This window comes from Psychrobacter sp. K31L, from assembly GCF_017942195.1.
GTDB lineage: Bacteria > Pseudomonadota > Gammaproteobacteria > Pseudomonadales > Moraxellaceae > Psychrobacter > Psychrobacter glaciei.
On sequence record NZ_JAGKSC010000014.1, the window covers coordinates 1 to 11,247 of the forward strand.

Below are 11,247 nucleotides of genomic sequence, written 5' to 3' on the forward strand. Positions count from 1 at the left end.
TGCTGAATAGGTCATGTGTTCTTCTGCCATTTCGCTTGTTTTAAAACGATTGTATCTTATTTATAAAGAACTGACTATATAATGTAAAACGGCATACCCGCACTGAAAGCAAAGCGCTATTTGCATACGCATTAAACTATTAATACATCTATTAGAATAAATGAGAAACCCTATAATGAAACAATCTTTTCAGACCCTGTTAAATCAAGTGGGACTTACCGCTTTAGTGACAGCATCATTACTATCTGGAACCGTACAAGCAGCAGATAATAATGACCATCTGAAGAGCACCGTTGATCAACAAGCCAAATTACTAATGAATGAGCATAATATTTCAGGAATGGCTTTTGGTATTATTATTGATGGTAAATCACATTTCTATCATTATGGTTTGGCTGATAAAAAAGCCAAAATACCTGTCTCAGAAAACACTATTTTTGAGCTAGGCTCAATCAGTAAGACGTTTGCTGCTACCTTAGCCAGTTATTCAGAATTAAATGGCACACTTAAATTAGAAGATACCGCTGACAAATATATTCCTTACCTAAAAAACAGCGCCATTGGCAACACCAAGCTTATAAACCTAGCCACCTATTCAGCTGGTGGTCTACCGCTACAAGTCCCTGATGACGTCAAAAACAATAAAGAGTTGCTTCGTTATTATAAATCTTGGCAGCCCGCCTTTTCTGTCAACTCAAAGCGTTTATATTCCAATGCCAGTATAGGATTGTTTGGTTATATATCTGCATTGAGCATGGATGCTGATTACACACAGTTGATGGAAGAAAAAATACTGCTGTCACTCAATATGCCCAATACCTTTATTAATGTACCTAGTGACAAGATGTCTGATTATGCATTTGGTTATAACGCTGCTGGCGATGCTATCCGAGTCAATCCTGGCATGTTAGACGCCGAAGCCTATGGTATTAAATCCACCATCACAGATATGACGCATTTTATGGCGGCTAATATGGGGCTAGTACCGCTGGATAAAGATATTCAGCAAGCGTTAGACAATAATAGAAAGGGTTACTATCAGGCGAGCACTTTTACCCAAGGGTTAGGATGGGAGATGTACCCTTATCCTACTCAGCTAGATACCTTGCTTGAAGGCAACTCAATGGACGTGGTACTAAAGCCTCAAGCCATTAAAACAGACAATCATCCAACGGCTGTCTTAAATAACGTCTGGGTCAACAAAACAGGTGCTACTAATGGGTTTGGTGGTTATATCGCTTATATTCCTGCCGAAAAATCAGGCATTGTCATTCTGGCAAATAAAAACTATCCAAATGCAGATAGGGTTAAAGCAGCGTATACGATTTTAGAGAGTGCGATAACTCATTAATTGAGCATGAGTCACAAAGCACCCTTATAGAAAACAGCCTTTCGTAAATAACCCAGCTAGATGCTGGTTTTTTTTGCGTTCAGTTTTTAAGAGCACCCTTCGACCAAATAAATCGCTTCTGGTATACCGATATCGATGCTTTCTACCTCACCTTTTAATAGGTTTTTATTGTCTGATTTCCACTCAGTCGCCTTAATTGTAGAATCACTCAGCTTTTGACCGCCCTTGATATGATATTCAATTTGTAGGGGTAACTTATCCTGTTTATTATTAAGCTCAATATTTTCGTCTTTTAAGAGTTCTCCGAGTGGGCTTTCTTTTATTACCTTGAAATTAACATTAGCAATCAGGCTATAGTAGTCACCATCAACCGCATATTTATCGACCTCGTAAGTGAGATCGTCATCATGCACTTTCATAACCGCTGTAGCTGAATCGCCAACGTTGATGTCTTTATAAAACGGTATGCTTGGATTCTGAATACTGATCAGAGCAACTTTACCATCTATGATTTGATATAGCATAGAAGCACGTTCACCGTACTCTTCATCGATATAGCTCAATTTTGGATTACTGACGTAATAGCACTGTTCGTTATCACTCTTTGCTTTGGTCATGCCTAGGCTACTTAGCAGCTCAGGGGTAATAACCTGACCGAAGCTTAACTTTTGATACCCTGACGGGCTGACGATTTGCTCATCAGCTATATCTGCTGCTTCGTTAGTTTGTGCTTTATCCATAGCACTTGTATCTGTAGGCGCTGGATTGACAGACATCTCATCATTCTTAGCCATGTCTTTATCTACAGTATTCGTTTGTGTAGTATTCGTTTGTACAGCGCCGTCATTATTGGAAGATGAGGGCTGTGAGTCACAGCCTGTCATTAGTTGCACAGTACCGATTAATAAAGTAGAAATCACTGCCGTCTTAATTATTGGCAATGACGATGTTAAATGAAAAATTAACATGGCTGAACTCCATACCAGTATTTCGACTATTTTGAAATGATTTTATAAGACAGAACCTAAACTTTACGCTGCTCAAACTTCAGCGCTCTCTACCCAAGAAAACGCTTCCATGATACTCATCCATTGATCGTCTAATCCCGCTTTTAGCAATAATGGCTCGCCGGTGACCGGATGGCTGAGCGCTAAAGTTTGGGCATGTAGCAGCATACGTGCGCAGTCGTATTGAGTGCGAAAAAATCGATTGTGCCGTCCGTCGCCGTGGCTGGTATCGCCTACTATGTGGTGGAATAAATGTCTCATGTGCCGACGCAGCTGATGCTTGCGACCGGTCTCGGGTGTTAAGCGCATTAGACTATAGCGGCTAGTTTCATGCTTTTTTGACACCGCAAATGGCAGCTCAATTTGTGCCAAGCTCTGCCAATGGGTCACCGCCTCTTGAGCGGGTTTGTCCAAGTTGGCAAACTTATCAGCAATGGCATCGGGCTTGAAACTTAATGCATAATCAACGGTGCCCTGCTCTGGCATAAAGCCACGCACTACGGCTAAGTATTGCTTAGAAACCTTATGCGCAGTAAAAGCCTCGGTAAGACTGCGCGCCACGGCTGAGCTCTTGGCGAACAACAATACGCCTGATGTCGGCTTGTCTAACCTATGTACCGGAAATACATGGCAACCTACCGCATCACGGGTGAGTTGCATCGCAAAGCGGGTCTCGCCTTTATCCAGCCAACTGCGATGCACCAATAGACCCGCCTCTTTATTAATTGCCACCAAAAACTCATCTTCATAGATGATTTCTATTGGGTTAGCGATTTGATTGGCGGTGTCACTTTCGATATCTATGTTTTCAATGCTCATATTTTAAATACTATTATTTTAAATATGGTAATTATATATCTACTGTCTTTTATATATACCCTTTTTATTGCCCTAATAAATTTGGACTGTATTTCAGAGAAATAGGATGTATATAAATGATGGTTAGCTCAACCAATGAAAACGGTACGCCAGCCAAGCAACGATAGCGCTCACTGAGCCAGTTAAAATTCCGCCCCACGCAAAATCTACTAACGCGGTATCTAAGGTAAACCCTTTATACAAAGCTAAGTTGGTAAAGTCATAAGTTCCATATGCCATCAGTCCTATCAGACCACCCAGTAAGAAAATATGGCCAACAGACGCTCCTGCCTTGATTTGCGGATACAGAACCAATATACAGAGTGCCAATATATAAAACATATAAAACACGCCAGCGGCCATCATATTTGGCTCATCAGCCAATAGGTGACCGATACGTGACTCATAAAAAGCCCCTTTCATGGTCGTAAGCCAAACCGCATCAACGCCCAAAAATATGACAACAGCAGCCAGATAGATAAATACGTAAGCCATAATAATATCCTTTTATAAGGGTTGCTCAGCATTAGGCGCTTTTGCACCAATACGCAACCTCAGATCAAACAATGCGTTAAGCGGATACCTTGTCTGCCGCTGGCAAATCAGAAAAATGCAGCGTATCGATGTTATTTGGTTTGACCGCTGTTACCTGTACCACGCCGATGGTGCGCTCCAAAAACCCGCCTTCACAGTAGCAGAAATAAAACTCCCACAAGCGGATAAAGGATTCATCATAACCGAGTGCTTTGATTTCATTGCGCTGCGCCATAAAAGCTGTGCGCCAATCGCGCAGTGTATAAGCATAATCAAAACCATAATCATGCAATTGTTTGATAACCATATCGGTCTGCTCAGTAAACTGGGTATTGAGCTCTTGGTTGGACAACAGACAACCACCTGGAAAAATATGGGTCTGGATAAAGTCAACCGAATCGATATAATCTTGATAGTTCTGATCATTGAAGGTAATCGCTTGCAGCACCATCAGCCCTGTTGGCTTAAGCAAACTATTACACTTAGCAAAAAACGTCGGCAAGAATTCATGCCCGACCGCTTCAATCATCTCGATACTGACCAATTTGTCATACTGCCCAGTCAGCTCACGATAATCCTGCTTGAGAAGGGTAATTTTATCAGACAGTCCAGCAGCTTCGACTCGCTGCTGTGCCTCGTTATACTGCGCATCAGAAATGGTCGTTGTCGTTATATGACAGCCGTAATGCTTGGCGGCATAAATAGCGAAACCGCCCCAGCCAGTACCGATTTCAATGACATGGTCGTCAGCACTCAGTTGTAGACGCTGACAGATAAGCGCCAGCTTATGCTGCTGGGCATCGCTCAGTGTCGTATCAGGCGACTGATATACTGCCGACGAATACATCATGGTATCGTCTAAAAACCGCTCATACATATCATTGCCCAAATCATAATGCGCTAAGATGTTGGATTTTGAGCCAGATTTATCATTACTACGCAGTCGGTGCTTGGCTTTTTCAAAAGTTTTGCTGACCGCAGCGAAGCGGTTTTCTAACTGGTTAAGCACGGCTAAGTTGCGCGCTGCCAGTCGAATCAAGCCAGTCAGATCATCCGTATCCCACTCACCATTGATATAACTGTCTGCTAGAGCAATCGAGCCACCAAATAACAATTGGCGATAGACAGCACTGTCATGAATCATTAACGTGACATTTAAAGGATGGCGACCCACTGCTGAGCTGCTCATCGCTTCAGCGGCTTTGCTACCAAAGCTTTGCTCTTTAGGCGCGTGCTCATCGAATGCTTCGATCAACGTAATACTGCCGAACTGCACGTGCTTTAACGCGCGAAAGATCAACTTTCTTGCCAAATGATTAATACGGTCATTGACTGGTCGCAATACAGCACTGTCATTAACGGTTTTATTGATACGTGCGGTAAATCTTCCTAATGTCGAAGCTGGATTTCTGTTGGTCGGTCGTGCTGACATCGTCTACTTATCCTTATTTAAAGGCCTTATGTTTGGACATTAGGCTCTTGAAGTCGCGTGGCTTAATTTTTAAAATTGATATTAACTCTGTACTGAGTTTTACATTTATACTGAATGTTAACTTTGCACTGGTCAAACACTGTTTTTTTTATTAGCCGCTTGCTGCTGTTTGCTATCGGCTAGCTTTTCATCATAATTAATATAAGGCACTTTTTTAATCGCATATAGTTTAAAAGCATGCCAATAAATACGCGTTAGCGACGTCATATTCATCAGCGGATTTTTACGCAAGCTATCACGCACTGTTGCCTCGGTCATTAGTACGCCAGACACTTTTATCCCAGTCTTTAGCACCTCTCCCCGCTCGTCGCTAATATCGATGGCAATGCGCACTTGTAAGCAGTTATCTGGCTGTTGTTCAACCTTAACTTGCCAGCGATAGAGCTGGTCGATAGGATTAAATGGCGAGACATGAAAGTCTTTGTCATGGCAGAATTCGGTATCTGTCCCATCTAATAAAAACCCATAATAGTGACGTTTATTCCATGGTGTATTAGAGACTTCAGCCAGTAAATGCGTTGGCTGCTGCTGCTCATTAAAGCCCAGATAAAAATTGACAGGGCTAAAATATATGCCAGCATTGCGGCAAACAACCAAGCCCAGCATGTCACCACTTGGCGCGCTACCAACATGGGTCATAAAAGCCTGACGCAGTCTTTGCTCAAGCTTTTGATAGCTACTGACGTTAACTAATTTATTGTTGGCTACTCTATTATTAGCTTCTTTACTGTTTTTAGCGTTTACATCGAGCGATTTTTTGGCATCATTTGGATCATTATTTTCACTTAGGCTATTTGGCTCTTGCGAACTTAATTCTTGTGATATGCTTTGCAAATAATCATCAGGATAAAACTGCTGTAACGCCTTTTTTCCTGCGGAGAATAATGGCAGTCCTTTTAAGCGCTTACGTTTACCAAAGCCTGCTGTATCGACTTTAGGGAGCGCCTGCCCTGCTGCTAACGCGCTAATATTGACACCCCAATAGCGATACGGGTACACAAACTTATGCACATTTGGCAGTAGCCGACTGTGCCACGTAGTCCCATGAAATAACTGGTGCGGCAAGCTGTCAGAGGTACAAGGTAACTCATGAGTTGGCATTGCGTGAGACGGATGCGCTGGGGTCATCATAATGCTCTCTTTTATTTCACTCATTACTATGCTGCTTGATACTATGTTGCTTATTAGTATGCTGTTCGGCTTTACGTCGACCAAATAAGCCACGTTTTTTCTTTTGTGTCGAGTCAATAGCGGCAGACTGCAAACGGTGAACGTAATCAACCAATTCCTGATTGGTCGTTGCCGTCACTACCTGACGCTTCGTCAGTTTACGTGACTGTTTATCCGCTTTTACTGGCAAGTCTTTATAACGAAACGGCGTGTGTGCACTATCGCTATCCGGCAAGTGACTTGGGTCGACTTCATCTTTTATGTCAATATTATGCCCAAGCGCTTGGCAAACTCTTAGACCACTACGCACGCCATCTTCGTGAAAACCATTGAACCAATATGCGCCGCAAAAATGCGTATGGAGACCACTGCCAGAGATGTCTGACCAGTTACTTTGAGCATCAATCATCGCTAGATCAAACACGGGGTGGCTGTAATCAATGCGTTTAACAACCTGCCTATCGTCAATATTTTCATTAGCTGCGGTTGGATTCAGTGTGACCAAATAATTATGCTTTTTGGTCAGACGTTGCAGAATATTCATATGATAAGTGAGTACAGGTTTTGAGGCGGCCTCTACGCGCTCAGTCTTTGTAGAATCAGTCTTATCGTCTATCAGATAATTCCAGCTTGCCCACGCTAGAGGTTTTTTCGGTAAAACATTGCTATCAGTGTGTAGGACAGCCGTATTTTTGGTAAAGCGGAAATGACTCAACACGTCAGCTTCATCGGTACTGGCATCTTTTAGAATCTTGAGCGCGGTATCTGCATGACAAGCAAAAATAACCTCATCAAACACAAAATTATCGATACGGTTATCAGCATTATCTTTGTTCTGAACCGTCAATAATACTTTATCACCATCACGAACCACTGACTGCACTGGGCAACTTATCCTCACCTTGCCGCCTGCTTTAACGAAGCGTGGAATCAATTTATTAACATATTGTTTAGAGCCACCTTTAATCGTAAACCATTGCGGGCGGTTAACCACATCGAGCAGGCCGTGATTGTCAAAAAACTGGGCGAAAAACACCAATGGGAAATCTTGTACTTCGTCGAGACTGGTTGACCAAATAGCAGACACCATCGGCAGTAGATAGTTATCGGTAAACAGCTGACCATAGCGTTTTTGCGCTAGATAATCGCCCAATGTTTGCGCAGTAAAGCCGCTGACATCTTGCCCCTGTGTGCGCGCCGCATCATAATCTTGGCGCAGCTGCTTGATATGCTTATTAAACTGCAGGATATCTTTGATAAATTGCCAAAATTTAGGGTTAAGGACATTTTTGCGCTGTGATAATAGTGTGTTGAGCGTGTGACCGTTATACTCAAAATGGCGAGCGGTATTTTTTACTGAAAAGCTCATATCCGTTGCTTGAAACGGCACTTGTAACTCATGAAGCAAGCGAAAAAAGTTGGGATAAGTACGCTCGTTAAAGACAATAAAGCCGGTATCTATCGCGCTGTTTTCTACTTTACTGTTCTTTGCTTTTTTGCCATCTTGTAACGTCACATCGATGGTGTTTACATGCCCACCAATATAATCATTGGCTTCAAATATCGTCACCTCATGCTCTGCTATCAAATAATGAGCACAAGTCAGTCCTGACACCCCCGATCCGATAATAGCGATACGCTTTTTCACGGGTGCATTAGCTGAATCTTTAAAGGCGTTAAGTTGTTTTTTATTGGTTGACACTGTATTCGTACTGGCACGCTTACGACGATTGAACAGCATAGAAGCATTCCTTTCTATATTTTTGTTTTTGCTATTATTTGGATGAGCGATATTTTATAAATCTCAAAGTCTTATTTTTTACTTAGCTTACTACCCACTTGTTGCCAAACCAAATCTGGCAATGTACCCAGCACCTTTAATGGCAGGGTGAGTTTTTTAGGGAACTCGATCACATCATGGCCGCTAGCAATACCATCACGTATCGCTTGGCTTGCCTGTTTTGGTGTTTGGATAAATGGCATAGGAAAATCATTTTGTTTGGTCATCGGCGTTTCGACAAAGCCCGGAACCACTAAGCTCACCGATACATCCTGCGGAGCAAGACTAATCTGTAAGGTTTTCATAAGATAATGGATAGCCGCCTTTGAGCTACCATAGGCTTCGGCACGAGCAAAAGGCACGTAAGCAGAGGCTGAACCGATACCGACCAAGCGACCTTTTGAAGCAATCAGCTTTGGCAATACGCCTTCGATGGCGTGCGATAGCGTGCCCATATTGACTGACATGACTTTCATAAACACACTACTGTCAAAGTTTGGCATGTCTAAATATTCACACATGCCAGCACCGCAAATCGCCACATCAATCTGGCTAATCTTGTCAAAGGCTGCAATGACTTTTTCTCGATCCATGAGATCCAAATCGATCGTCTCTGCACCTAGTGCTTTCAGCTCAGCCAGCGCTTCATCATCACGTCCAACGGCATGGACATGATGACCGTCTAACAGATAATCTTTGACCAGCTGCTTACCAATACCTGAGGTCGCGCCAGTGATAAGTATGTGTTGCTTTTCGGGAGCGTTTGTCATCGTTAATATCCTTTTTAACCAGTTTTATCATATAGAAATCTTAACCGCCATGATGCATTAATCGTTCGTTTTTTATGTTTATTGATAGTGAGTATTAGTAGCATTTACATTAACCAAGCATGGCGCTTATTTACCAAATCTAAATAATTATAGTATAAGGCTGCATCTCTATTGTTGTGACTTCGCAATCAATGACGCACAAGTCATGGTATCAATGTGACATATACTTGATCAAACAAAGGTTAAAACTCTCTGCAAAAGCGTCATTTTCTGTTACCGCCTCTATGAGACAGCGTAATAGCAGCATGCTACAATGCCAAAACTGGCAACCTTTATACTGAGCGCTAACGACTTATTATTCAGTAATAGCCATGTATTATTCGGCGATACCTGATATGCATAATAAAATGACGCTAAAAACGCTTAAACCATCTTATAACGTGTCCTGATAACGCTTAAAACGTTATATAATTACCAGCAGATTTTCACCAACCCACTCCCATACAAAAAGGAGCTCTCATGAGCGAATTGCAATTGTCTGACCGTGTCAACAACATCAAACCATCTCCTACCTTAGCAATCACCAATAAAGCCAAAGAGCTAAAAGCCTCAGGCAAAGACATTATTGGTCTAGGTGCTGGTGAACCTGATTTTGATACACCAGAACATGTCAAAAAAGCAGCAATCGATGCCATCAATGACGGCTTCACCAAGTACACTGCTGTCGATGGCACCCCAGAGCTCAAAAAAGCCATCATTGAGAAGTTCAAGCGTGATAACGACATCAGCTATGAGCCAAACGAAATCTTGGTATCGGTCGGTGGTAAGCAATCCTTCTTTAACCTTGCCCAAGCTTTTATCAATCCTGGTGATGAAGTGATCATTCCAGCACCATACTGGGTCAGCTATCCTGACATGGTCATCATCGCAGAAGGCGTGCCAGTTATTGTTAAATGCCCAGCTGAGCAGGACTTCAAAATTACCCCAGAGCAATTAGAAGCTGCTATCACTGACAAAACCAAAATGCTGGTATTGAACAGCCCTTCTAACCCAACGGGCATGATTTATACGCTAGATGAGCTAAAAGCCATCGCTGAAGTGCTGAAAAAGCACCCACAAGTCTATGTGGCCTCTGACGACATGTACGAGCACATTCGCTGGACGGGTGATAAGTTCTACAATATCTTGAATGCTGCGCCTGAGCTTAAAGACCGCGCGATTATCCTAAATGGCGTATCAAAAGCCTATGCGATGACGGGCTGGCGTATCGGCTATGCTGGTGGCCCTGCTAAGCTGATTGGTGCAATGAAAAAAGTACAATCGCAATCAACCTCATGCCCAACCTCTATCAGTCAAGTCGCTGCCGAAGCTGCTATCAGTGGTGATCAAAGCGTACTAGAGCCTATGGTCGCGGCATTTGAAAAGCGTTGTGATTTGGTCGTTGATGGTCTCAACGCGATCAAAGGCATTACTTGCCTACGTCCTGATGGCGCATTTTATGTCTATCCTGACATCAAACCACTCATCAAAGCCGCTGGTCTATCGTCATGTACTGAGTTTTCAGCATGGTTGTTAGAGAAAGTTGGCGTTGCGGTCGTTCCTGGCGATGCATTTGGTCTGGGCGGTTATATGCGTATCTCTTACGCCACTGATGAAGCGACGCTAAAAGACGCCTTATCGCGTATCGAAAAAGCCGTTGCTGATTTAGACGTTGCTGAATAACGATTATCGTTAATCTACTATAAACAGTAATAAGCATTAGAAATATGTAAATAAAAAAGACGCCCGCATAAACGATATGTGGGCGTCTTTCTTACTATGGTTTTAACAGCTATCGGTAATGAAAAACGTCTTAAAAGCCTTCATCATCCTATTAAAAATCATTAATGTTGTTAATTATGCAAAAAAAGCTTGACGTATTTTTTATCTTTGCTAGAATACGCCCCACTTAGCAAGAACTCGTTAGAGACTTTCTAAGCTCGTTGTAAGCCATTAAACACTTACAGCTTATTCTCCAATAGCTCAGTTGGTAGAGCAACGGACTGTTAATCCGTGTGTCCCTGGTTCGAGCCCAGGTTGGAGAGCCATATTTTAGTAGTAAATTTTTTGAGTCATCTTTGATTCGATTATGGCATTTGCCAAGACCCTCATCACTTTGATGGGGGTTTTTTTATGGGTGTTATTTATTGCTTTATGTTTTAGATGGTATATAGTCAGTTCATAATAAAAGAGATACAACCCATATCATGAAACAGTTTAGGCAGATTATTCTCCATCCATCCTTG

The 11,247-nt window shown here is 42.4% G+C and carries 9 protein-coding genes and 1 tRNA gene; 3 read left to right on the forward strand and 7 right to left on the reverse strand.

What is annotated here, in order from left to right; genetic code table 11:
* Positions 1-175: 175 nt before the first annotated feature.
* Positions 176-1,351 (forward strand): class C beta-lactamase, encoded by a 1,176-nt coding sequence (gene ampC / locus J5X94_RS13625; RefSeq protein ID WP_210541592.1) that lies wholly within the window; start codon positions 176-178, stop codon positions 1,349-1,351.
* Between the two features lie 86 nt (positions 1,352-1,437).
* Here the strand turns inward: ampC and J5X94_RS13630 are convergent, their stop codons facing one another.
* The 7 genes from J5X94_RS13630 to J5X94_RS13660 all read right to left on the reverse strand — a co-directional run bounded on the left by J5X94_RS13630 (position 1,438) and on the right by J5X94_RS13660 (position 8,962).
* A complete protein-coding gene (locus J5X94_RS13630) occupies positions 1,438-2,319 on the reverse strand; it encodes a hypothetical protein (protein ID WP_210541593.1) in 882 nt (293 codons plus the stop codon).
* 72 nt (positions 2,320-2,391) lie between these two features.
* The gene (gene truC, locus J5X94_RS13635; protein WP_210541594.1) at positions 2,392-3,177 is read right to left on the reverse strand and encodes a tRNA pseudouridine(65) synthase TruC; all 786 of its coding nucleotides are present in this window, start codon (positions 3,175-3,177) and stop codon (positions 2,392-2,394) included.
* A 123-nt stretch (positions 3,178-3,300) separates the two neighbouring features.
* Entirely contained in the window at positions 3,301-3,711 is a 411-nt protein-coding gene (locus J5X94_RS13640) for a DUF2177 family protein (RefSeq protein ID WP_010200017.1), read from the reverse strand.
* A gap of 76 nt (positions 3,712-3,787) precedes the next feature.
* A complete protein-coding gene (locus J5X94_RS13645; RefSeq protein ID WP_210541595.1) occupies positions 3,788-5,182 on the reverse strand; it encodes an SAM-dependent methyltransferase in 1,395 nt (464 codons plus the stop codon).
* 132 nt (positions 5,183-5,314) lie between these two features.
* Complete coding sequence (locus J5X94_RS13650; RefSeq protein WP_210541596.1) at positions 5,315-6,397, reverse strand: DUF1365 domain-containing protein; 1,083 nt, start codon at positions 6,395-6,397, stop codon at positions 5,315-5,317.
* Entirely contained in the window at positions 6,390-8,153 is a 1,764-nt protein-coding gene (locus tag J5X94_RS13655; RefSeq protein WP_210541597.1) for an NAD(P)/FAD-dependent oxidoreductase, read from the reverse strand. The genes J5X94_RS13650 and J5X94_RS13655 overlap by 8 nt, the downstream gene beginning before the upstream one ends.
* Positions 8,154-8,224: 71 nt before the next feature.
* Positions 8,225-8,962 carry an SDR family NAD(P)-dependent oxidoreductase gene (locus J5X94_RS13660; protein WP_210541598.1) on the reverse strand — a complete coding sequence of 246 codons (738 nt, stop codon included), beginning with the start codon at positions 8,960-8,962 and terminating at the stop codon, positions 8,225-8,227.
* A 519-nt stretch (positions 8,963-9,481) separates the two neighbouring features.
* Here J5X94_RS13660 and J5X94_RS13665 point away from each other — a divergent pair.
* Both J5X94_RS13665 and J5X94_RS13670 read left to right on the forward strand, forming a co-directional pair.
* Complete coding sequence (locus J5X94_RS13665) at positions 9,482-10,684, forward strand: pyridoxal phosphate-dependent aminotransferase (protein WP_010200026.1); 1,203 nt, start codon at positions 9,482-9,484, stop codon at positions 10,682-10,684.
* Positions 10,685-10,973: 289 nt separating this feature from the next.
* Positions 10,974-11,049 (forward strand) — tRNA-Asn (locus J5X94_RS13670).
* Positions 11,050-11,247 lie beyond the last annotated feature (198 nt).

Coding starts and splice junctions, on each gene's coding strand:
- ampC (WP_210541592.1), top strand. CDS start 176: ATGAAACAATCTTTTCAGACCCTGTTAAATCAAGTGGGACTTACCGCT.
- J5X94_RS13630 (WP_210541593.1), bottom strand. CDS start 2,319: ATGTTAATTTTTCATTTAACATCGTCATTGCCAATAATTAAGACGGCA.
- truC (WP_210541594.1), bottom strand. CDS start 3,177: ATGAGCATTGAAAACATAGATATCGAAAGTGACACCGCCAATCAAATC.
- J5X94_RS13640 (WP_010200017.1), bottom strand. CDS start 3,711: ATGGCTTACGTATTTATCTATCTGGCTGCTGTTGTCATATTTTTGGGC.
- J5X94_RS13645 (WP_210541595.1), bottom strand. CDS start 5,182: ATGTCAGCACGACCGACCAACAGAAATCCAGCTTCGACATTAGGAAGA.
- J5X94_RS13650 (WP_210541596.1), bottom strand. CDS start 6,397: ATGAGTGAAATAAAAGAGAGCATTATGATGACCCCAGCGCATCCGTCT.
- J5X94_RS13655 (WP_210541597.1), bottom strand. CDS start 8,153: ATGCTGTTCAATCGTCGTAAGCGTGCCAGTACGAATACAGTGTCAACC.
- J5X94_RS13660 (WP_210541598.1), bottom strand. CDS start 8,962: ATGACAAACGCTCCCGAAAAGCAACACATACTTATCACTGGCGCGACC.
- J5X94_RS13665 (WP_010200026.1), top strand. CDS start 9,482: ATGAGCGAATTGCAATTGTCTGACCGTGTCAACAACATCAAACCATCT.